The following is a 22,185-nucleotide window of genomic DNA, read 5'->3' on the forward strand; positions in this document are numbered from 1 at the left end:
CTTCGTATCGGGGTGGTGACGGGTACGCCGTACCCCGTTCGCCGCCCGCGGACTCCGGTGGGAGCCCGCATCACCCGATCATGCCACTGATCACCGACAGCCGAGGAACGGCCTGTGGAAAACCCCGTCAGCGCATCTCGCCCGCGCCGATGTAGGGGTTCAGGCTGGTCAGCGGCTTTCCTTCGGCGAAGCGTTCGAGGCGGAAGTCGGCGGCGGGCACCTGCGGGTCGAGGCTGTCGCCTTCCAGGACGAGGTCGGCGACGAGCTCGCCGACCGCGGGGGAGATCTTGAACCCGTGCCCGGAGAACCCCGCTGCGATGACGAGCCCGGCGACGCCGGCGGGCGCGATGATCGGGTTGAAGTCCGGGGTGACGTCGTAGCAGCCCGCGTACCCTCCGGTGAAGCCCGCGTTGATGAGCCCGGGGAAGCGGTGCTCTAGCCGGGCCGCGGTCCGCTCCATGAACGCGGTCTCGGCCCCGTTGCGGTAGGCGTCGGGATCCGCCCATTCCGGCTCGGACAGGTCGCTGTTCCCGAAGAGGAGTTTCCCGCCCGTCTCCGCTCGGACGTATTGCAGCGACACCAGGTCCGACAAGACGGGTACATCCCCTACGTACTCGCCCGGGTCGATGATCAGGATCTGCTCGCGCATGGCCCGGATCGGCAGATCTATCCCGAGCGGCGCGGCGAGCGCCGCCGACCAGGGTCCGGCCGCCAGCACGACGGTGCCCGCGGCGACGAACTCCCCGTCGGCGAGCCGCACCCCGGTCACCTTGCCCGAGTCCGCGACGATCGCCGCGACCGGCGCGCCCTGCCGGATGACGGCCCCGTCACGCCGGGCCGCCGCCGCGAACGCCTGCGCGGTGGAGTACGCGTCGCCGTGGCCGCCGAAGGGCTCGTACCCGAAGGCCGCGAAGTCCTCGGTGTAGGCGGCGGGCCACATCTCCTTGACGTCGTCGTGGCCGATCTCGCGGACGTCGACGCCGAGGCCCCGGTGCATCTCCAGGTTGGCCCGAAGGGCCGCGGCGTTCTGGTCGCCCACCCCGACGACGTAGCCCGAGCGCCGGAAGCCGACGTCCTCCCCGAGTACCTCCTCCGCGTTGTCGAACAGCTCGATGCTCTTCCAGGCCATGGCGGCGAGGGAGGGCACGCCGTAGTGGCAGCGGACGATCCCGCTGGACTTCCCGGTCCCGCCGGAGCCGACGGTGGCGCGTTCCAGCACGGTGACCGAGACGCCCCGGGAGGCCAGGACGCGGGCGGCCGACACCCCTTCGAGCCCGCCCCCGACGATGACGACATCAGTGCCGGACGCGTTCATCCAGTCACCCCGGGGATCCAGGAGGTCCCGGCGAGCGGCACCCGGGCCATGGCCGCGGCCTCGATGGTGAGCGCGACGAGGTCCTCGGGCTCCAGCCGGTGCACGTCGGACTTGCCGCAGGCGCGCGCGAGCATGGTCGTCTCCATGACGAGGGAGCGCAGGTAGTTGGCGACGCGCTCGGCGCCGAGGCCGGGGTCGAGGCGCCGCTCCAGCGCGGGCTCCTGGGTGGCGATCCCGACGGGGCAGGCCCCGGTGTGGCATTCGGCGCAGCCGCCGGGAAGGACCTTGAGCTTCTTGTAGTCCCCGGTGACGTCGACCCGGGCGCCTGACTCGTCGGTGTACGCCGAGTCGTTGCAGCCGAGCGCGATGAGCGACCCCACGCCGATCGAGACGGCGTCGGCGCCCAGCGCGAGGGCCTTGGCGACGTCCGCGCCGCTGCGGACGCCGCCGGAGATGATCAGCTGGACGTCGGCGCCGACCTCGGCGATGGCGTCGGAGGCCAGCCGGACGGCGGCGAGGGTCGGGATGCCGGTGTGCTCGATGAAGGCGTCCTGGGTGGCCGCGGTGCCGCCCTGCATGCCGTCCACGACGACCACGTCGGCGCCCGCCGCGATGGCGAGCTTCACGTCGTGCTCGACCCGGGTCGCCCCGACCTTGACGTAGACGGGGATGCGCCAGTCGGTGGCCTCGCGCAGTTCGAGGATCTTGATGGTGAGGTCGTCGGGGCCGGTCCAGTCGGGGTGGCGGCTCGCCGACCGCTGGTCGATGCCCTCGGGAAGGGTCCGCATCGAGGCGACGCGCGGCCCTACCTTCTGTCCGAGGAGCATGCCTCCGCCGCCCGGCTTGGCGCCCTGCCCGAGGACGATCTCCACGGCGTCGGCCTTGCGCAGGTCGTCGGGATCGAAGCCGTACCGCGAAGGCAGGCACTGGTAGACGAGGGTCTTGGACGACTGCCGTTCCTCGGGCGTCATACCGCCGTCGCCGGTGGTGGTGGAGGTGCCGACCTCGGAGGCGGCCCTGCCGAGGGCGTCCTTGGCGGACGCGGACAGCGCCCCGAACGACATGCCCGCGATGGTGATGGGGATGTCGAGCACCACGGGCTCGGCCGCGTTGCGCGCCCCGAGGACCGTCCGGGTGGCGCACTTCTCGCGGTACCCCTCCAGCGGGTAGCGGGACGCGGAGGCGGTGAGCAGGAGGAGGTCGTCGAAGGTGGGGACGGCCCGGCGGGCGCCGAGGCCGCGGATGGCGTACCTGCCGAGGGAGGCGCGCTGCTGGATCTCGGCGATGACGGAGGGCGGGAAGGTGTGGTTCATCGGGGGCTCCCGTCGGCTTCGGTGGGGTGGGTCAGTACGAGGCGTGGTGCTGGGTGGAGAAGTGGTAGAGGGTCCGCGCGGACGCGACCTTCGTGACGTTCTCCGGATCGATGTGGTCGAAGCCGCACGTCTTCGCCAGATCCCGGACGGCCTGGACGTCGGCGTCGGTGAGGTCCTCGATCCGGGCGTCGGTGCCGAGCCCCGCGATGCTCCCCGCGACGTAGATGACCGCCTCGTACAGCGAGTCGCCCAGCCCGTCCCCGGCGTCGCCGCCTATCAGCACGGTTCCGGCCTGCGCCATGAACCCGCAGTACGCGCCGACGCTTCCGCCGACGGCCAGGGTCCCGCCCTTCAGCGAGATGGCGGCCCGCAAGGACGCGTCCCCGTCGACCACCACAAGGCCGCCGTGCGCACTCGCCGCCGCGGACTGGCTCGCGTCGCCCTTGACGTGCACGCGCCCGGACATCAGGTTCTCCCCGACGCCCCAGCCGACCGGCCCGTTGACGGTGAGGTCGGCCCGCTTGCCGAGCCCGCCCGTGTAGTACCCGGCGGGCCCGTCCAGGGTGATCCGGACGGCGGCGTCCAGCCCGACGGCGAGGTTGTGCCGTCCGCGCGGGTCGGCGACGACGGCGGAGGCCCCGTCGGGAAGGGCGCGCAGGGCCCGGTTGATCTCGCGGACCTCGCCGCTCAGCGCTTCCACAGGTGCACCTCCTCCGGGCCGGGCTCGAACACCCGCGCCCCGTCGAATCCGGGCAGCCCGACGAGGGCGCGGTACTCGGAGACCATCGCGACCCACCGGGGAGTCTCGGCGATGATCGCGGGCTTGCAGGCGACGGCGTCGCGCACGATGGCGAACTCGTCGTCGGTGGTGACCAGCAGCGTGTAGAAGCCGTCGAAGACCTCGCAGACGAGCCGGAGCGCCTTCTCCAGGTCGTCGCCGAGATCGAGGCGGCGGCCGACGAACCGGGCGGCGACCTCGGAGTCGTTGTCGGTCTCGAAGACGACGCCCTCGGCCTCCAGCGCGCGGCGGACCGTCGCGTGGTTGGCGAAGGAGCCGTTGTGGACCAGGCAGAGCCCCGGCCGGGGAGAGAACGGGTGGCTGCCTTCGACGGTGATGGCCGACTCGGTGGCCATCCGGGTGTGGCCGACGGCGCGGCTGCCGCGCATCGCGGCGAGGCCGAACTCCTCGGCGAGGGCGACGGGATCGCCCACGCCCTTCAGGACGGTGAGCCCGTCCGGTCCGTAGACGCCGACGCCGGCGGAATCGGGGCCGCGTTCGCGTACCTGGGCGAGCATGCCGCTGAGCAGTTCGCCGAGGCGGGGCTCCAGCACTTCGTCTTTCAGGTGCAGGCCGACGATGCCGCACATGGGTTCCTCCTCAAAGGTGGGCGGGTGTCAGAAGGCGGTGAGGTAGGTGTCGGTCTCCCAGGAGCTGACCTGGCTGTGCCAGGCGAGGAACTCCTCGCGCTTGACCTGGGCGTAGTAGGCCGCGACGCCGTCTCCCGCGGCGTCGAGCGCCCCGGAGACGACGGGGTCGGCGCCGAGCGCCTCGACGGCGTGCAGGAGGGTCGGGGGGAGGTCGGCGTTGCCGGAGCCGGGCTCGCCGGGGTCGGCCGCCGCGTCCACGCCGGAGAGACCCGCCGTGAGGAGGGCCGCCATGGCGAGGTAGGGGTTGGCGGACCCGTCGGCGAGGCGTACTTCGACCCGGTCCCCGTCGGGCACCCGGACCAGGTGGGTGCGGTCGTTGCCTCCGTAGGTCGCCTTGCGCGGCGCCCAGGTGGCCCCGGACGCGGTCGTGGCGGCGGTCGTCCTCTTGAAGGAGTTGACGGTGGGCGTCACGACGGCCGAGAGGGCGGGCGCGTGGGCGAGGAGCCCGGAGACGAACCGGTAGGCCATCGGGGAGAGGCCGAGGCCCCGGGGGTCGTCGGGGGCGGGGAACAGAGGGGTGTCGCCGTCCCACAGGGACATGTGCATGTGCAGGCCGGAGCCCGTGCGGTCGGTGAACGGCTTCGGCATGAAGGTGGCGGTCATGTCGCGCCGCTCGGCGAGGGTCTGGACGAGGTAGCGGAAGGTGACGAGCCTGTCGGCGGTGACGAGCGCCTCGGCGTACTCGAAATTCTGTTCGAATTGGCCGTTGCCGTCTTCGTGGTCGTTCGCGTAGTTCGCCCAACCGAGTCCGTTGAGGATGGTCGACACCTCGGTGAGGTGGTCGTACATGCGGGTGAGGTCGCGGGCGTCGTAGCAGGGCCGGGCGGAGGCGTCCTTGGCGTCGGCGACGGCCAGGGCCCCGGACGCCTCGCGCCGGACGAGGAAGTACTCGGCCTCCGCGCCGATCTTCGCGGTGATCCCGCGTTCGGCGAGCCGGGCCAGGACCGACTTGAGGATGACGCGCGGCGCGTACTTCCATGGGACGCCGTCCACGTGCGGGTCGCACTGCACCATCGCGAGGCCGGGCTTGATCTCGTGCAGCGGGGTGAAGGAGGCGGCGTCCGGGAGCGTGATGAGGTCGGGATCGGACGGCTTCTGCCCGATGGATCCCGCCGCGTACCCGGCGAAGCCGACGCCGTCGCGCTCCAGCATGCCGACCGCCGACGCCGGGACGAGCTTCGCGCACGGTTTGCCCGTCATGTCGACGAACGTGGCAAGGACGAACCGGATGCCCTGGGCCTCGACGAGCTCCGAGAGCGTCGCCGAGTCCGAGAGCGCCGTCTCGCGGGGGGTCGCCAGCATGCTCATCGTTCACCTCTCCACTACCGCTGTTCACTGACAGGAACCTTTGTTCCCTTGTAGTAAACACGGCGGACCTTACCAAGGAAGAGGCACGGCGTAACAGTGGCGTTAAACGCGCCGAACCCCCGCCCGGGGCGCTCCGGGAGGGGGTTCGGGGTCTTGCGGGGATGAGGGTGGAACGGGGTCTTCCGGCCGTCTAGGCCTCGACCTTCTCCTTGCCGGAGTCCTCGGTCACGGGCTCCTCGACCGTCAGGATCACCGGGTGGTCCAGGTGGTCGTAGGCCAGCTCCTTGTGGATGGCGAAGTCGATGCCCGACGCCTCCACGTCGCCTTCCACGCGCAGCCCCATCGTCTTCTTGATGACGAACGCGATGACGAGCGTGACGACGAAGGAGTAGGCGAGGACCGCGAGCGCGGCGACGGTCTGGGTGCCGAGGAGGCCGAAGCCGCCGCCATAGAACAGGCCGTCCTTGCCGTTGGGGGCGTCCGCGCTGGCCAGGAAGCCGATGAGGACGGTGCCGACGATGCCGCCGACCATGTGCACGCCGACCACGTCGAGGGCGTCGTCGTAGCCGAGCTTGTACTTGAGGCTGACGGCCAGGGGGCAGATGACGCCCGCGACCGCGCCGAGCGCGAGCGCGCCGACGGGGGTCACCGCGCCGCAGGACGGGGTGATCGCGACGAGGCCGGTGATCGCGCCGGAGGCCGCGCCGAGCGTGGTGGCGTGGCCGTCGCGGACCTTCTCCACGACCATCCAGGAGAGCATCGCCGCGCAGGTGGCGTTGAAGGTGTTGAGCAGCACCACGCTGGCGGAGTTGCCCGCGGCCAGGGCCGAGCCGCCGTTGAAGCCGAACCAGCCGAACCACAGCACGCCCGCGCCGAGCATGACCAGCGGCAGGTTGCCGGGCTTGGGCACCGACGGGAAGTTCGAGCGCTTGCCGAGCACGAGCACGACGGCGAGGGCCGCGACGCCGGCGTTGATGTGGACCGCGGTCCCGCCCGCGAAGTCGATCGCGCCCAGGTCGTTGGCGATCCAGCCGCCGACCACGGTGTCGGAGTCGAAGGCGAAGACCCAGTGCGCGACCGGGAAGTAGACGAGCAGGGCCCACGCGGCGGCGAAGACCATCCAGGCGCCGAACTTGATCCGGTCGGCGAGCGCGCCGGAGATCAGGGCGACGGTGATGCAGGCGAAGAGCGCCTGGAAGATGGCGAAGAGCGTCGGGGGGATCGTCGCGTCGGGGTCCTCGGCGATGAGGTCGCCGAGCCCGACGTGCTCGGTGAGGTTCCCCAGGATGCCCAGGCCGCCGTAGGAGTCACCGAAGGCCGCGGAGTAGCCCACGACCGTCCACAGGACACCGACGATCGCCACCGCGCCGAACGTCATCATGATCATGTTGAGGATGCTGCGCGCGCCGGTCATGCCGCCGTAGAAGAGCGCGAGTCCGGGCACCATGAGGAGCACCGCCGCCGTGCTCGTCAGAATCCACGCTGTACTGCCAGTGTCCACACCGTCTCCTGTGAGTGTGCCGAGTTTCACGGCAGTCAACGGTCGGCGTGTTGCACTTCACTACGCTGAGAGTGAAATCTGTGTTTCCCCGGCGGGCCGTGCGCGGCCTGCTGTGGCGTCCGCGTTTCCGGAAACCGGCCATGTCCAGCGCGCCCGGGTCCGTACCCACCGGGCTGCGCTCAGGGGCCCGGTGTCGGGCTCTTGGGGGTCCCGGCTTCGCCGGGGAGCCTGCCACCGGGCTGTGTTCAGGGGCCCGGTGTCGGGCTCTTGGGGGTCCCGGCTTCGCCGGGGAGCCCGCCACCGGGCTGTGTTCAGGGGCCCGGTGTCGGGCTCTTGGGGAGCCCGGCTTCGCCGGGAGCCCGCACCGGTCCGGCGCCCGCGCGGGCGCCCGACCGGACCGGTCTCAGCGCTTGGCGGCGCGGGCCGCGAGCACGGCCCGGGCGGCCGGGCGGGTGCCCGAGGACGCCTGCGCCCACGCCTCGAAGCCGACGGTCGCGGCGAGCCCGTCGTCGGTGAGGCCGACCGCGGTCTTGATGTCGCGGGCCAGCTCCGGGGGGAGGGCCGCGACGCGGGCGGCCATCGCGAGCGCCTCTTCGAGGGGGTCGTCGTGCAGGGAGAGCGCGAGCCCGTGGCGGACGGCTTCTTCGCCCGCGTAGGTGCCGCCCTCCAGGAGCATCGCCAGCGCGCGCTGCTTGCCGAGCGCCTGGACGAGGAAGTACGTCGCGCCGCCTCCGGGGTGCAGGCCGATCTTCGCGAACGTCGCGCTGAACTTCGCCGTGGGGGAGGCGAGCCTGATGTCGCAGCACATCGCGAGGTTGAGGCCCGCGCCGATCGCGTGCCCGCGGACCGCCGCGATCGTCGGGATCTCCAGCTCGCGCAGCGCGAGGAAGCCCGCGTAGACGCCCTTGAGCCTTTCGCGCAGGTCGCCCACGGGCAGGTCCCCGCCGAACAGCTCGTTCAGGTCCGCGCCCGAGCAGAACGACCTGCCTTCGCCGGTGACGACGAGGACCCGCGCCTCCCGGTCGGCCTTCACCAGGGCCGCGGCCTCCAGCAGCTCGTCGCGCATGGCGAAACTGAGCGCGTTGTGCCGGGCCGGGTCGTCCAGGGTCAGCACCCGGACGCCGTCGTCGCGGCGCTCCAGCCGCAGCGTCTTGCCTTCCACAGTTCCTCCGTGAGTCGTCGGGGTCAGTCGCCGGTCAGGTCCCACAGCAGGTCCGAGTCACGCGCGGCGTCGGCGAGCAGGTCGGCCCAGTGGTGCGCGGGGGCGCCGTCGTCGCGGGAGGCCCACAGCAGGCGCGTGTGGTGGTGCAGCCTGTGCTCGCGGGTGACGCCGATCGCGCCGTGCACCTGGTGGGCGGCCGCGGCGATCTCGTCGGCGGCCTCGGCGAGCACGATCCGCAGCGCCGCGATCCCGTAGCCGTCGGTGGCGCGGGCGAGAGCGCTCTCGGCGAGCGCGAGGTGCGCCGCGGCGCGCGCGAGGGTCTGGGAGACCGCCTGGAAGTCGCGCAGCGGCCTGCCGAACTGGGTCCGGTCGCGGGTGTGCTGGACGGACAGGCGCAACGCCGCCCGCATCGCCCCGACGGTCCGGGCCGACCGCAGCAGCGCCGCGCGCTCCAGGACGGCCCCTGTCGGCCACGGGTTCGGCACCCGCTCATGCGGCTCGATCAGGGACTCGTTGAAGTGGATCGTGTCGTAGGGCTCTCCGGCGAGGTCCCAGCCCGGCTCCACCCTCCAGCCCATGACGCCGCCGTCGAGCAGCACGAGCTCGTCGCCGAGCACCAGGACGACCAGAGGAGAGACGGCCGCCCAGGGCACGCCCCTGATACTGCCGTCCAGGACGAGGCAGTCGTCTTCGCGCGTCACCCTGAGACCGGCCCCCGGTACGGGCACGACGGTGGCCATCTCCATGCGCCGGTTCGGCGGCACGAGGGCGTTCGCGAGGGCGGTCTCGGCCAGCGGGACGCAGATCCCGAGTTCGCCGAGGGTCTCCAGCAGCGCGAGGAGATCGGCGTCCTCGGCATCGTGCCAGCCGAGGTCCGCCAGGCGCATCACCCACAGCTCGGAGTCGGTGCGGGGCTCCTCGTCGCGCAGGACGTCGTGGGCGATGTCGCGGATGAACGAGCGGGGCCGGGCGGTGTCCAGGCCGCGCGCGACGATCGTGCCGAGTACCTCGGTGGTGCCGCCGCGCAGGGTGAAGCCGGGGGCGGCCAAGACGCTCTCGGCGAGGAGGCGGGGAAGCCGGCCGCCGCCGGGGTCGGGCCGCGCGCCCGTGGCGTGGCGTGCGACGGACACGACGTCCTTCTCGAAGGCGGTGCCGAGCAGCTTGAGCACGGCCGCCTCACGGATCGGAGCCCGCCCCGCGTCCATCTCGCCGGCGACGTCCCGGGCAAGGCCGCGCAGTGCCTTGAGCCGTCCGGTGAGCTCGCCGAGCGCGCGCTTGGAGGCCGCGTCGTATGCCAGGTTCTTGAAGGCCACGAGCAGGGGGTAGGTGCTGAGGACGCGCTCGACGCCGCCGCGCTCGAAGGACAGCTGCTCGGTGACCTGGGTCCAGCCGCCGCCGACCGTGCCGAGCACCTGGTCGGCGGGCACGAACACGTCGTCGAAGACCACCTCGTTGAAGTGGTGCTCGCCCGCGAGGTCGAGGATCGGGCGGATGGAGATTCCCGGAGAGGCGAGGTCGAGGACGAACTCCGTCAGGCCCTCGTGCTTCTTGCCCGAGGCGTCGGTGCGGGCGAGCAGGTAGGCGTGGGTGGAGCGGTGCGCGTTGCTCGTCCACACCTTGGCGCCGTTGACGCGCCAGCCGCCCTCGACCGCCTCGGCGCGGGTGCGCACCGCCGCGAGGTCGCTTCCCGCCTCGGTCTCGCTCATCGCGACGCAGAACGTGATCTCGCCCGAGACGATCCCGGGCAGGAAGCGCGCCTTCAGCTCCGGTGTGCCGTACCGCAGGATGGCGGGGCCGATCTGCCGGTCGGCCATCCAGTGCGCGGCGACGGGCGCGCCGTACCGCAGCAGTTCCTCGGTGACGGCCAGCCGGGCGAGGTTCGAGCGCTCGCCGCCGCCGAACTCGGCGGGCCAGGTGAGCCCGAGCCAGCCCCGCGCGGCCAGCGACCGGCTGAAGGCCGGGTCGTGGCCGCGCATCCAGGAGTCGCAGTGCTGCTCGAAGGCCCCCGAAAGGTACGACGCCTCGACGAACGCGCGCACGGCGGAACGCAGCTCCCGGAGGGCCGAATCCGATTCTAGAGTCATGCGGGTGAGTCTGGCTCATCCGGGACGAAATGGTCCAGAAGGGATGGGTCGGCGAGGGAGTCGCGATTCGCCGCCGTCGCCGGATCCGCCCCCTGGAGGATCTTCCGTACCGGAACCTCCAGCTTCTTACCGGAAAGCGTCCGTGGGATGCCCGGGACCTCGATGACCGAGTCGGGCACATGCCTCGGCGACAGATCCGCGCGCAAGGCGGCCTTGAGCCTTCCCAGGAGATCCTCGTCCAGCGAGGCCCCCTCGGCCATCTGGACGTAAAGCAGCAGCCTGCCTTCCGCGCCGAGCCTTCCGGTGTCCACGACGAGGCTGTCGGCGATCTCCTCGAACGCCTCGACGACCCGGTAGAAGTCGCTGGTCCCCATCCGGACACCGCCCCGGTTCAGGGTCGAGTCCGAGCGGCCGTAGATCACGCAGCCGCCGTCCGGGAGGATCTTCACCCAGTCGCCGTGCCGCCAGACGCCGGGGTAGTCGGCGAAGTACGCCTCCCGGTAGCGCGTCCTGCCGGGGTCGTGCCAGAACCCGACGGGCATGCACGGCATCGGCTCGGTGAGCACGAGTTCGCCGACCTCGTCCACGAGGGGCCTGCCCGCCTCGTCGAAGGCCCGCACGGCCGCGCCGAGGCTCCGGCACTGGATCACCCCGGCCCGCACCGGCAGCAGCGGCACCGGGCCCACGAAGCCCGTGCAGACGTCCGTGCCGCCCGACAGAGAGCCGAGCAGCACGTCGGCCTTGACGTGCTCGTACACCCACGAGAAGCCCTCGGGAGGCAGCGGGGAGCCCGTCGAGCCGATGAGCCGCAGCGGCCCGAGGTCGAGATCCGCGCCAGGGGTGAGCCCCGCCTTCTCCGACGCGGTGATGTAGGGCGCGCCGAGTCCGAGATGGGTGGTGCCGGTCTCGGCGGCGAGCCGCCACAGCACGTCGCCGGCCGGGGCGCCGTCGAACACGACGATCGTCGCGCCGACCATGAGCCCGCTGACCAGGTAGTTCCACATCATCCACCCGGTGGTGGTGAACCAGAAGAACACGTCGCCGGGCCCGAGGTCCTGGTGCAGCGCGAGCGACTTGGTGTGCTCCAGCACCATGCCGCCGTGGCCGTGCACGATGGGCTTCGGCAGCCCGGTCGTGCCGGAGGAGTAGAGGATCCACAGCGGCTGGTCGAACGGGACCCGGTCGAACTCCAAGGCTCCGGGCCGTGCCAGATCGGCGTACGCGATCGTCCCTTCCGGGACGTCGTCGCGCAGGACGGGGATGGCGATGGTCGCCGCGAGGGTCGGCAGCTCCGCCCGGATCTGGGCGACGACCTCGCTCCGGTCGAACTCCTTGGCCCCGTAGCGGTAGCCGTCGATGGTGAGCAGGACCTTCGGCTCGATCTGCCGGAACCTGTCGATCACGGACGCCGCGCCGAAGTCCGGCGAGCACGACGACCACGCCGCGCCCAGCGACGCCGCCGCGAGCATGACGACCAGGGCCTCGGGCCGGTTCGGCAGGTAGCCCACGACCCGGTCGCCCCGGCCGACGCCCAGCGCGGCGAGCCCCGCCCGCGCCCCGGCCACGGCCTCGGCCAGCTCGGCCCAGGTCAGCGCCGAGCCGGGCGCCCCGTCCGTCCGGTAGACGACGGCGGGCGCGCCGGGCCGCTCGGCCGCGTGCCGCAGCATGTTCTCGGCGTAGTTCAGCCGGGCGGCGGGGAACCAGCGCAGCCCGTCGACGGGCATGGGCCCGCCCTCCCGGACGGGCCCGTCGCCCCGGTCGCCGACCACGTCGAACCAGCGCCACACGGTGTCCCAGAACCCGTCGACGTCCGCGACCGACCACTCCCAGAGGGCCGCGTAGTCGGCGGGCACGGGGTCCAGCGCCCGGCCGAACGCGGTGATCCGCGCCCGCTCGACGGTCTCCGGCGACGGCTCCCAGAGGGCGACACCCTCGTGCACGGCGGTACTCCTCTGCTCGCTGACGGTCAGACGCCCGGCCAGTCCGGGGTGCGCTTCTCGTTGAAGGCCGCGATGCCCTCCCGGCGGTCGGCCGACATCGCGGTGGTCCGCCACGCGTTGTCCTCGACGTCCATCGCCGACACCAGGTCGAGCGGCGCGCCGTTGCGCAGCGCCCGCTTGGCGGCCCGGGTCGCGATGGGCGAGTTCGCGGCGATCGCCCTGGCCGTCTCCAGCGCGGTGTCACGGGCGCCGCCCTCGGGGGCCGGCCGGTCCACGATGCCGAGCGCGACCGCCTCCTCGAAGGCGACCTTCCGGCCGGTGAGGACGAGGTCGGCGGCCTTGGCCGGGCCGACGCGGCGGGCCATGAGCTGGGTGCCGCCGCCGCCCGGGACGAGCCCGATCGACACCTCGGGCAGCCCGAAGACCGTGCCGGGCTGGGCCGCGATGAGGTCGCAGGACAGGGCGAGCTCGGTGCCGCCGCCGAGCGCGAAGCCGTGCACCGCGGCCACGACGGGCTGCGGCAGGCCGAGCACCGCGCCGAACGCGGCCCGGAACACCGGCCGCTGGCGCAGCAGGTCGGCGTCGCTCATGCCGTTGCGCTCCTTGAGGTCGGCGCCGACGCAGAACGCCTTCTCGCCGCTCGCCGAGAGCACCACCGCGTGCGCGCGGGACGCGCCGACCTCGGCGCACACCCGGGCGAGCTCCTCGGCCATCGCGGTCGACAGGGCGTTGAGCGCCTTCGGCCGGTCCAGAGTGATCTCCGCGACGGTACCACCGTGCCACGTGAGCCCGATCACGCGCTCACCCCCAGCTCGCGCGCGATGATCATGCGCTGCACCTCGGAGGTGCCTTCGCCGATCTCGAGGATCTTGGCGTCGCGGTAGAAGCGGCCGACGGGGAATTCGTTCATGAAGCCGTAGCCGCCGAAGATCTGGGTGGCGTCGCGGGAGTTGTCCATGGCGGCGTCGGAGGCGGTGAGCTTGGCGATGGCGGCCTCCTTCTTGAAGGGCTGCCCGGCCAGGAGTTTCGCGGCGGCGGCGTAGTAGGCGACGCGGGCGGTCCAGGCGCGGCGTTCCATGTCGGCGATCTTGAACTGGATGGCCTGGTACTCCCCGATCGGCCGGCCGAACGCGGCCCGTTCCTTGACGTAGCGCAGGCTCTCGTCGACGCAGCCCTGGGCGAGTCCCACCGACAGGGCGGCGATGGCGATGCGGCCCTCGTCCAGGATGCGCAGGAACTGGGCGTAGCCCCGGCCGCGCTCACCCAGCAGGTTCGCCGCGGGCACCCGCACGTCGTCGAACCACAGCTCGCGGGTGTCGGAGGCGCGCCAGCCGACCTTGGAGTACTCCGGGCCGACCTTGAAGCCGGGCGTGCCGTTCGGCACGATGATCGTGGAGATCTCCCGCTCACCGGTGAGCGCGGTGACCGTGACGAACTCGGTGATGTCGGTACCGGAATTCGTGATGAAGCACTTCGACCCGTTGATGACCCAGGTGTCGCCGTCCAGCACCGCGGTCGTGCGCATGCCGCCCGGCACATCCGAGCCGCCGCCCGGCTCGGTCAGCCCGAACCCCGCCAGGCGCGCGCCCGACAGCAGCGACGGCAGATGGCGCTGCTTCTGCTCCTCGGTCCCGAACCGGAACACCGGCATCGCGCCCAGCCCGACCCCGGCCTCCAGCGTGATCGCCACCGACGAGTCCACCCGCGCGAGTTCCTCCAGCGCCAGGCAGAAGGTGAAGTAGTCACCGCCCATGCCCCCGTACTCCTCGGGGAACGGCAGCCCGAACAGGCCCATCTTCCCCATCCCGGCGACCAGGTCGTAGGGGAAGTGGCCCTTCTCGTAGTAGTCGCCGATGACGGGCGCGACGGCCTCCCGCGCGAACGCGGTGACGGTGTCGCGCAGCGCCGTCTGCTCCTCGGTGAGGCTGAAGTCGATCACGAGCTGCTCCTTGCGGTGACGACGCGGGAAGGGGAGGGACGGCCCAGGCGCTCGGCCATCCAGACACTGGTCTCGACGAGCGCGTCGAGGCTGACGCCGTGGGAGATGCCGAGGCCGTCGAGCATCCAGACCAGGTCCTCGGTGGCGAGGTTGCCGGTGGCGGACTCCGCGTAAGGGCAGCCGCCGAGGCCGCCCGCGGAGGAGTCCACGGTGGTGACGCCCGCTTGGAGGGCGGCGAGGGTGTTGGCCAGGGCCTGGCCGTAGGTGTCGTGGAAATGCACGGCCAAAGGCTCGGGGCTGTCGAACGCCGCGATCAGCTCCTGCACCCGGCCCGCCGTGCCGACGCCGATGGTGTCGCCGAGGCTGAGCTCGTGGATGCCCAGGTCGAAGAGGCGCCGCCCGGCCTCGGCGACCTGCGCGACGGGCACATCGCCCTCCCACGGGTCGCCGAAGGCCATCGAGAGATAAGCCCGCACCCACAGGCCCGCTTCACGCGCGCGGGTGACGACGGGCTCGAACATCGCGTACTGCTCGTCCATCGACCGGTTGAGGTTGCGCCGCGCGAAGGACTCCGTCGCGCTGGCGAAGATGGCGACGTCGCTCACGCCGGACTCGAGCGCGCGGTCCAGGCCGCGCTCGTTCGGCACCAGCACGGGGTGGCGCACGCCCGGCGCACGATCGAGCGCGGCCAGGAGGTCCGCCGCGTCCGCGAGCTGCGGCACCCACTTCGGATGCACGAAGCTGGTCGCCTCGATCACCTTCAACCCCGTAGCGGCGAGCCGAGTGAGGAACTCGGCTTTGACGGCCACCGGGACGACGGCCTTCTCGTTCTGGAGGCCGTCGCGCGGACCGACCTCGTAGATGGTGACGCGCTCTGGCAGGTTCATCCGGCCGCCTCCTTCGGGGTGATCTCGGCGAGCACCTCGTCCAGCGCCACCTGGACGCCCGCCCGCACCGGCACCGCCGTGACGGTCCCGGCGACGGCCGCGGTCACGGTGTGCTCCATCTTCATCGCCTCCACGACGACGATCGGCTGCCCTTCGCCCACCTCGTCGCCTTCGGCGACCTTCACGGCGAGGACCGTCCCGGGCATCGGGCTGCGCAGGACGCCGCCCGCCGCGGCGGAGGCCCCGGCGCGCAGGGTGCGCTCCCGCTCCCGCACCGCCCAGGTCCTGCCCTCCGCGCCGATCCACACGGTCCCGTCGGGGCCGGTGACGCGCCGGTGGGGGATCCGGCGTCCGGCGAAGACGATCGCGTCGCCGTCGAGCGCCGCCGGGACGGGGTCACCCCCGTCGATCGAGACCTCGGCCGCGCGGGTGCGCACCTCGACGTGCTCGGCGGCGTCCACGACGAGGGCGTGCGGGCTCCAGGCGGCCTCGCCGAGCCGCCAGCCGTCCGTCGCGTCCCAGGGCCCGTCCCCGGTCGGCGCGACCGCCCGCATCCGCGCCAGCGCCGCCGCGGCCGGGACCCACGCGGGGGTCTCCCGCCCGGTCAGCTCCGGCAGGACGCGCTCCACGAGGCCCGTGTCCAGCTCACCCGCCCCGACCTCGGGCCTGGCCAGCAGATCGCGCAGGAAACCCGTGTTCGTCGGCACCCCGAGCAGCGTGTAGGAGGCGAGCGCGGAGTCCAGCGCGCGCAGGGCCTCGGCCCTGTCCCGCCCGTGCGCGATCACCTTGGCGAGCATCGGGTCGTACCGGCTGCCGACCTCGCCGCCCGCGACGATCCCCGAGTCCACCCGCGCGCCGGGCGGCTCCTCCAGGAGCAGGATCCTCCCGCCCGTCGGAAGGAACCCCCGCGAGGGGTCCTCGGCATAGATCCGCGCCTCGACCGCGTGCCCGTCGAGCACCACGTCCGCCTGCCCGAACGGCAGCGGCTCACCCGCGGCGGCCCGGAGCTGGAGCTCCACCAGGTCCAGCCCGGTGACCAGCTCGGTCACGGGGTGCTCGACCTGGAGCCGCGTGTTCATCTCCATGAAGTAGGCGCCCTCGGGACGCCCGTCCGCGGACCCGTCGCCCGCCCTGGCGCCGTCGCCCGCGACGATGAACTCGACGGTGCCCGCGCCCACGTAGCCGATGGCCCGGGCGGCGTCCACCGCGGAGGCGCCCAGGGCCGCGCGTTCGGCCGGGGTGAGGAAGGGGGAGGGGGCCTCTTCGATGATCTTCTGGTGGCGGCGCTGGAGACTGCACTCGCGTTCGGCCAGATGGACGACGGCGCCGTGGGCGTCGGCGAAGATCTGCACCTCGATGTGGCGCGGGGCGGTGACGAAGCGCTCGATGAGGAGCGTGTCGTCGCCGAAGGCGCCGCGTGCCTCGCGGCGGGCCGAGGCGATGGCGTCGCCCAGCTCGCCCGGCTCGGTGACCAGGCGCATGCCCTTGCCGCCGCCGCCCGCCGAGGGCTTGAGCAGGACGGGCAGGCCGACCTCCAAGGCCGCGGCCACCAGCTCCCCGTCCTCCAGGCCGCGTCCGCTGCGGCCCGGCACGACGGGCACACCGGCCGCGGCGACGGTCTCCTTGGCGGCGATCTTGTCGCCCATCGCGTCGATCGCGGAGGGCGGCGGGCCGACGAACACCAGGCCGGCGGCCGCGCAGTCGCGGGCGAACGCGGCGTTCTCCGACAGGAAGCCGTAGCCGGGGTGGATCGCCTCCGCGCCGGTGGCCAGGGCCGCGGCGATGACGGCCGCGCCGTCCAGGTAGGACGGGATCTCCACGGCGGCGTCGGCGAGCCGGACGTGCGGGGCCGCCGCGTCGTCGGGCGCGTACACGGCGACGCCGCGCACGCCGAGGCGGCGGAGGGTCCGCAGGACCCGGACGGCGATCTCGCCGCGGTTGGCGATGAGCACTGCGCTGAACATGGGCCTCACATCCGGAAGACGCCGTAGCCGACGTCGTCGAGGGGGGCGTTGGCGGCCGCCGCGAGGGCGAGGCCGAGGACGCGGCGGGTGTCGGCGGGGTCGATGACGCCGTCGTCCCACAGCCGCGCGGTGGAGTAGTAGGGGCTGCCCTGCGTCTCGTACTGGGCGCGGACGGCCTCGGGGTCGGTGTCGCCGACGGTCGTCAGGACGGACGCGGCCTGCTCGCCGCCCATGACGGAGATCCGCGCGTTCGGCCACATCCACAGGAAGCGGGGCGAATAGGCCCGGCCGCACATCGCGTAGTTCCCCGCCCCGTAGGAGCCGCCGATGATCACGGTGAGCTTCGGCACCCGCGCGCAGGAGACGGCCGTGACCATTTTCGCGCCGTGCTTGGCGATGCCCCCGGCCTCGTAGTCGCGGCCGACCATGAACCCCGAGATGTTCTGGAGGAACACCAGCGGGATCGAGCGCCGGTCGCACAGTTCGATGAAGTGCGCGCCCTTCATCGCCGACTCCGCGAACAGGATGCCGTTGTTGGCGATGATCCCGACCGGGTGCCCGTGCAGATGGGCGAACCCGGTGACGAGGGTGGTGCCGTACTCCTTCTTGAACTCGGTGAACTCGCTTCCGTCCACCAGACGGGCGATGACCGAGCGCACGTCGTAGGGGGTGCGCGGGTCGGGCGGGACGATCCCGTACAGCTCCGACGGGTCATAGAGCGGCTCGGCGGCCTTGGCCGTCTCCCATGGGACGGCCTGGCGCGGCCCGAGCGTGGCGATGATCTCCCGGACGATGCGGAGCGCGTCCTCGTCGTCGTCGGCGAGGTGGTCGGTGACCCCGGAGACGCGGGAGTGGAGGTCCCCGCCGCCCAGCTCCTCGGCCGTGACGACCTCGCCCGTCGCGGCCTTCACCAGGGGAGGCCCGCCGAGGAAGATCGTGCCCTGCTCCCGGACGATGACCGTCTCGTCGCTCATCGCCGGGACATAGGCGCCCCCTGCGGTGCAGGAGCCCATGACGGCGGAGATCTGCGCGACGCCGAGCTTGGAGAGGTTCGCCTGGTTGTAGAAGATCCGGCCGAAGTGCTCCCGGTCGGGGAAGACCTCGTCCTGCATCGGCAGGAAGGCCCCGCCGGAGTCGACCAGCGCGATCGAGGGCAGCCGGTTGTGCAGGGCCACCTCCTGGGCGCGCAGGTGCTTCTTCACCGTCATCGGGAAGTAGGTGCCGCCCTTGACCGTGGCGTCGTTGGCGATGACGACGCACTCGCGGCCCGAGACCCGGCCGATTCCCGCGATCATGCCCGCGCCCGGGGCGTCGCCGCCGTAGAGGCCGTGCGCGGCGAGCGGGGCGAGCTCGAGGAAGGGCGAGCCGGGGTCGAGGAGCCGGTCGACCCGGTCGCGCGGCAGCAGCTTGCCGCGCGCCACATGCCGCTCGCGCGAACGCGCGGGACCGCCCAGGGCGGCTTCGGCCAGGTGCTCGCGCAGTTCCGCGACCAGCGCGCGGTTGGCCGCCGCGTTGTGGTCGCGCTGGTCGTCGGTGAGGTCGACGCGGCCCGGCAGCACGCCCAACGCTTCCTCCAGGTGGCTCGGCGGGTGAGAGTTTCCGGCAACTGTTAATGAGCGCTAACAAACGCGATGTTAGCGAGCCCTAACAGTCTCGTCTAGACTCCTCCCATGGAGATCGGTACCCGCGAACGACGCGCTCAGATCTTGGCCGCGGCGACGGATCTGTTCGCGCGGCGCGGCTACCACGGCGTGTCGATCTCGGAGCTCGGCGCGGCCGTCGGCCTCACCGGACCCGCCCTTTACCGGCACTTCAAGGGCAAGGAGGCGCTGCTCGCGGAGATCCTCCTGGACATCAGCACCCGGCTGCACCGCGGCGGCGTCGCGCGCGCCGGGGCCGCGGCCGATCCGCTGGACGCGCTGCTGGAATGGCAGATCTCCTTCGCGCTCGACCATCCCGCCCTCATCACCGTGCACGAGCGCGAGCTTCCCCACGTGCCCGAGGCCCCGCGGCGCGAGATCCGCAGGATCCAGCGCGCCTATGTGGAGGAATGGGTGGCCGTCGTCGGCGCCCGGGTGCCCCGCCCCGAGGCCGAGACCAGGGCCGCCGTGCACGCCGCCATCGGCCTGATCAACTCCACCCCCTACAGCGCCGACGGCCTTGCCCGCCCCGAGATGGCCGCCCTGCTGCACACGATGGCCAAGGCCGCCCTGCTGGCCCCGCCCGCATCCCCGCCGACCGCGGCGGCCGTACGGGAAGCGCCCCGGGCGCGACTTGACCGCCCGATCTGACCGCCTGATCCGCACGCCTACTATTGCGGTTGTGAACGCACCCTTCGTCAGCCCCATCAAGGAGCTGCTGGACGACCTGCACGCCCGGCTCACCGACCGGCGTGACGGCGAAGTAGCCACCTACATCCCCGAACTGGGCAAGGCCGACCCCGAATGGCTCGGCCTGGCCGTCGCGACGCTCGACGGCACCCTGTACGAGGCGGGCGACACCGACGTCCCGTTCACGATCCAGTCCGTCTCCAAGCCGTTCGTCTACGCGCTGGCCCTCCAGGACCGGGGGCTGGAGGACGTGCTCAAGTGCGTCGGCGTCGAGCCCACCGGCGACGCGTTCAACGCGGTCCGGCTGGAGCCGGTCTCCGGCCGCCCCTACAACCCGATGGTCAACTCCGGGGCGATCGTCACCAGCACCCTCGTCGGCGGCGCGAACCAGGAGGAGCGCCGCGGCCGGATCCTCAGCGGCCTGTCGGCGTTCGCCGGGCGCGCGCTCGAGGTCGACGGGAAGGTCCTGTCGTCGGAGTCGGCGACGGGCGACCGCAACCGGGCGCTGGCCTACCTCATGCACGGCGCGGGCGTCCTCACCTGCCCCGTCGAGGACGCCCTCGCGCTGTACTTCGAGCAGTGCGCCGCCCTCGTCACCACCCGCGATCTCGCGGTGATGACCGCGACCCTCGCGGGCGGCGGCGTCAACCCGCTCACCGGCGAGACCGTCGTGTCGGTCGAGGCCGCGGCCAACGCGCTGACCGTCATGGCGACCTGCGGCACCTACGACTACGCCGGCGAATGGCTCGTGCGCGCGGGGCTGCCCGCCAAGAGCGGGGTGTCCGGCGGGCTCATCGCCGCGCTGCCCTCGCAGCTCGGCCTCGGCGCGTTCAGCCCGCGCCTGGACGCCCGGGGCAACAGCGTCCGGGCCGTCGCGGCCTGCGAGGAGCTGTCCACCCGCTTCGGGCTGCACCTCATGCGCCCGTCCGAGCGCTCAGGGCCGGTGTTCCACCGCACGCTGCGCGGCGACACCGCGCACTCCTCCCGGGTGCGCGCGCACGACGAGCGCAGCGCCCTCGCCCGGCTGGGCGGCGCCATCCGCGTCTACGTGCTGCGCGGGGACCTCGCCTTCGGGACCGCCGAGGCGGTCGTCCGGACGATCAGCGAGGACACCGACTCCGTCCGCTGGGTGGTGCTCGACCTCAAGCGCGCGGGCCGGGTCGCGCCTGTGGCGGTCACCCTCCTGGAGGGCCTGGCCGCCAAGCTCAAGGAACGCGGCATCACCACGGTCATCGTGGACACCGAGAAGCGGGTCGCGGTGCGCTCCGCGGTCATCGCCGAGACCCGCGACGAGGCGATGGAGCTGTGCGAGGACGCCCTCCTCGCCGAGGCGGGCGCGGCCCGTCCCGAGGTCCCCATCGCCGAGCAGGACCTGCTGCGCGGTCTGGACCCCTTCATGGTGACGGCCCTGGACGCCTATCTGGAGACCCGCGAGTACGAGACCGGCGAACGCCTGGTCCAGGACGTCGCGGCCCTCTGCTTCATCCTGTCCGGCGGCCTCGCCCGGCAGGTGATCATCGGAGAGCGGGCCGTGCGCGAGACGTCGATGGGGCCGGGCACCGCCGTCGGCCGCCTCGCGCTCATCGACGACGCCGGGCACTCGCACCGGATCGTCGCCGAGGAGCCGACCGCCTGCAAGGTGCTCACCACCCAGTCGCTCGCCCGGCTGGAGCGCGACTCGCCGCGCCTGGCGGACGCGCTGCGCTGGTCCATCGCCAACGCGATCGCCGAGCGGCTGCGCAGGACCGACGCCGAGAACCACGCGCTCATCCACTGAACCGACGAACCGAACGAACCGGGGGAACACCAGAGCATGGCCGACGACATCTACGTGGGCAACGCCAACGTCGACGCGCTCGCCGAGCGGGGCTGGCTGCTCGGCCACTTCATGCCGGACGGCGACGCCAGGCACAGCACCGACGTGGAGATCAAGTGGGGAGTCCACCCGCCCGGCGACGAGCGCGCCGAATGGGTGCGCGGCGAGCGGCGGACCGCCCTGCTCGTCCTCATCTCCGGGCGGTTCCGGGTCGAGGTCCCGGGCCGCAGCGTGCTGCTGGAGAAGCAGGGCGACTACGTGGTGTGGGGCCACGGCGTCGACCACTCGTGGGTGGCCGAGGAGGAGTCGGTCGTGCTGACCGTCAGATGGCCGTCGGTTCCCGGCTACAAGGTCGGCGCCGAGCCGGAGGGGGAGCGGCCGTGAAGTGCCCCTGCGGCCTCAACGCCGACTACGCCGCCTGCTGCGGCCGCTTCCACCGCGGCGACGCCACCGCCCCGACCGCCGAACGCCTGATGCGCTCGCGCTACAGCGCCTTCGCCGTCGGCGACGCCGCCTACCTGGCCCGCACCTGGCACCCCTCGACCCGCCCCGCCGACGTCGGCGTGGACCCCGGCACCCGCTGGACCGGCCTGGAGATCCTCGCCAAGACCGGCGGATCCGCCCTCGACACCGAGGGCACCGTCCGCTTCCGCGCGCACTACACCGAAGGCGGCGAGGAAGGCGCGATGGAGGAGAACAGCCGCTTCGTCGTCATCGACAACGCCTGGGTCTACGTCTCGGCGCTCTGAACGCCCTTGCGGCCGACCCTTCTGCGCCGCGCCGTGAGCCACATGACGGATCCGCAGTATCCGGCGAAGCAGGTGTGGCCGAACGCGGAGGACTCATGCGCGTGGACGGTCACGATCATCCAGGACAGCGCGAGGCAGAGCAGGCAGGCGGCGAGGGTCACGAGCAGGGTCGACGTGCCATCGTCGAGCCGGGCCAGGAGGTACAGCAGCACCGCCGTGAAGGCGGCGCACGCGATCGCGAGGACCACGCCCGGGTGGAGTACGGCCATCAGCGCCGCCACGCCGTAGACCGTGGCGGCCCCCAGCGCGATCGAGACCGTCGCGTCCGCCGCCAGCCGGGGTCCGCTGACCCGCGCCCGCACTTTCACCATGCCGCCTCCAGCTCTCGGCCGCGAGCGTAGGGGGCGCGGCGCCCCGGCGGGCAGGGACGGAGGTCCCGGATGGTGTCC

19 protein-coding genes are annotated in these 22,185 nt (G+C 72.6%); 4 read left to right on the forward strand and 15 right to left on the reverse strand.

Annotated elements, in window-relative coordinates:
• Nucleotides 1-127 precede the first annotated feature (127 nt).
• The 14 genes from EDD29_RS10245 to EDD29_RS10310 all read right to left on the reverse strand — a co-directional run bounded on the left by EDD29_RS10245 (nt 128) and on the right by EDD29_RS10310 (nt 18,400).
• The gene (locus EDD29_RS10245) at nt 128-1,315 is read right to left on the reverse strand and encodes an NAD(P)/FAD-dependent oxidoreductase (RefSeq protein WP_123664168.1); all 1,188 of its coding nucleotides are present in this window, start codon (nt 1,313-1,315) and stop codon (nt 128-130) included.
• Nucleotides 1,312-2,628 (reverse strand): FMN-binding glutamate synthase family protein, encoded by a 1,317-nt coding sequence (locus tag EDD29_RS10250; protein ID WP_123664169.1) that lies wholly within the window; start codon nt 2,626-2,628, stop codon nt 1,312-1,314. The genes EDD29_RS10245 and EDD29_RS10250 overlap by 4 nt, the downstream gene beginning before the upstream one ends.
• 31 nt (nt 2,629-2,659) lie before the next feature.
• On the reverse strand, nt 2,660-3,328 hold the full coding sequence (locus EDD29_RS10255) for a GltB/FmdC/FwdC-like GXGXG domain-containing protein (protein WP_123664170.1): 669 nt from the start codon (nt 3,326-3,328) through the stop codon (nt 2,660-2,662).
• Nucleotides 3,316-3,996 carry a class II glutamine amidotransferase domain-containing protein gene (locus tag EDD29_RS10260; protein ID WP_123664171.1) on the reverse strand — a complete coding sequence of 227 codons (681 nt, stop codon included), beginning with the start codon at nt 3,994-3,996 and terminating at the stop codon, nt 3,316-3,318. Before EDD29_RS10260 ends, EDD29_RS10255 begins: the two co-directional genes overlap by 13 nt.
• A gap of 27 nt (nt 3,997-4,023) precedes the next feature.
• Entirely contained in the window at nt 4,024-5,364 is a 1,341-nt protein-coding gene (glnT, locus tag EDD29_RS10265) for a type III glutamate--ammonia ligase (protein WP_123664172.1), read from the reverse strand.
• 190 nt (nt 5,365-5,554) lie between these two features.
• Nucleotides 5,555-6,865 carry an ammonium transporter gene (locus tag EDD29_RS10270; RefSeq protein ID WP_123664173.1) on the reverse strand — a complete coding sequence of 437 codons (1,311 nt, stop codon included), beginning with the start codon at nt 6,863-6,865 and terminating at the stop codon, nt 5,555-5,557.
• A gap of 403 nt (nt 6,866-7,268) precedes the next feature.
• Nucleotides 7,269-8,027: an enoyl-CoA hydratase gene (locus EDD29_RS10275; RefSeq protein ID WP_211359629.1), complete on the reverse strand. Its 759-nt coding sequence runs from the start codon at nt 8,025-8,027 to the stop codon at nt 7,269-7,271.
• 23 nt (nt 8,028-8,050) lie between these two features.
• The gene (locus EDD29_RS10280; protein ID WP_123664174.1) at nt 8,051-10,111 is read right to left on the reverse strand and encodes an acyl-CoA dehydrogenase family protein; all 2,061 of its coding nucleotides are present in this window, start codon (nt 10,109-10,111) and stop codon (nt 8,051-8,053) included.
• A complete protein-coding gene (locus EDD29_RS10285) occupies nt 10,108-12,051 on the reverse strand; it encodes an acetoacetate--CoA ligase (RefSeq protein ID WP_123664175.1) in 1,944 nt (647 codons plus the stop codon). The genes EDD29_RS10280 and EDD29_RS10285 overlap by 4 nt, the downstream gene beginning before the upstream one ends.
• A 26-nt stretch (nt 12,052-12,077) precedes the next feature.
• Entirely contained in the window at nt 12,078-12,848 is a 771-nt protein-coding gene (locus tag EDD29_RS10290; protein WP_123664176.1) for an enoyl-CoA hydratase/isomerase family protein, read from the reverse strand.
• Nucleotides 12,845-13,990 (reverse strand): acyl-CoA dehydrogenase family protein, encoded by a 1,146-nt coding sequence (locus EDD29_RS10295; protein WP_123664177.1) that lies wholly within the window; start codon nt 13,988-13,990, stop codon nt 12,845-12,847. Before EDD29_RS10295 ends, EDD29_RS10290 begins: the two co-directional genes overlap by 4 nt.
• A complete protein-coding gene (locus tag EDD29_RS10300; RefSeq protein WP_123664178.1) occupies nt 13,987-14,877 on the reverse strand; it encodes a hydroxymethylglutaryl-CoA lyase in 891 nt (296 codons plus the stop codon). The genes EDD29_RS10295 and EDD29_RS10300 overlap by 4 nt, the downstream gene beginning before the upstream one ends.
• Entirely contained in the window at nt 14,874-16,841 is a 1,968-nt protein-coding gene (locus tag EDD29_RS10305) for an acetyl/propionyl/methylcrotonyl-CoA carboxylase subunit alpha (RefSeq protein WP_123664179.1), read from the reverse strand. The genes EDD29_RS10300 and EDD29_RS10305 overlap by 4 nt, the downstream gene beginning before the upstream one ends.
• 5 nt (nt 16,842-16,846) lie before the next feature.
• On the reverse strand, nt 16,847-18,400 hold the full coding sequence (locus EDD29_RS10310; RefSeq protein ID WP_123664180.1) for a carboxyl transferase domain-containing protein: 1,554 nt from the start codon (nt 18,398-18,400) through the stop codon (nt 16,847-16,849).
• Between the two features lie 111 nt (nt 18,401-18,511).
• Between EDD29_RS10310 and EDD29_RS10315 the strand changes: the two genes are divergently transcribed.
• Genes EDD29_RS10315 through EDD29_RS10330 form a run of 4 tightly spaced genes read left to right on the forward strand, consistent with a single transcriptional unit; the run spans nt 18,512 to nt 21,736 of the window.
• Nucleotides 18,512-19,132, forward strand: coding sequence for a TetR/AcrR family transcriptional regulator (locus EDD29_RS10315; RefSeq protein ID WP_123664181.1), 621 nt, complete (start codon nt 18,512-18,514; stop codon nt 19,130-19,132).
• A gap of 31 nt (nt 19,133-19,163) precedes the next feature.
• On the forward strand, nt 19,164-20,948 hold the full coding sequence (glsA, locus tag EDD29_RS10320) for a glutaminase A (protein WP_211359630.1): 1,785 nt from the start codon (nt 19,164-19,166) through the stop codon (nt 20,946-20,948).
• A gap of 36 nt (nt 20,949-20,984) precedes the next feature.
• Complete coding sequence (locus tag EDD29_RS10325; RefSeq protein WP_123664182.1) at nt 20,985-21,371, forward strand: cupin domain-containing protein; 387 nt, start codon at nt 20,985-20,987, stop codon at nt 21,369-21,371.
• Entirely contained in the window at nt 21,314-21,736 is a 423-nt protein-coding gene (locus EDD29_RS10330) for a YchJ family protein (RefSeq protein WP_123664183.1), read from the forward strand. The genes EDD29_RS10325 and EDD29_RS10330 overlap by 58 nt, the downstream gene beginning before the upstream one ends.
• On the opposite strand, the gene EDD29_RS10335 is transcribed toward EDD29_RS10330, so the two are convergent.
• Nucleotides 21,718-22,107, reverse strand: a complete 390-nt coding sequence (locus tag EDD29_RS10335; RefSeq protein ID WP_123664184.1) for a hypothetical protein — start codon at nt 22,105-22,107, stop codon at nt 21,718-21,720. The two genes, EDD29_RS10330 and EDD29_RS10335, sit on opposite strands and share 19 nt — an antisense overlap.
• Between the last annotated feature and the right edge of the window lie 78 nt (nt 22,108-22,185).

It is taken from the genome of Actinocorallia herbida (assembly GCF_003751225.1).
GTDB lineage: Bacteria > Actinomycetota > Actinomycetes > Streptosporangiales > Streptosporangiaceae > Actinocorallia > Actinocorallia herbida.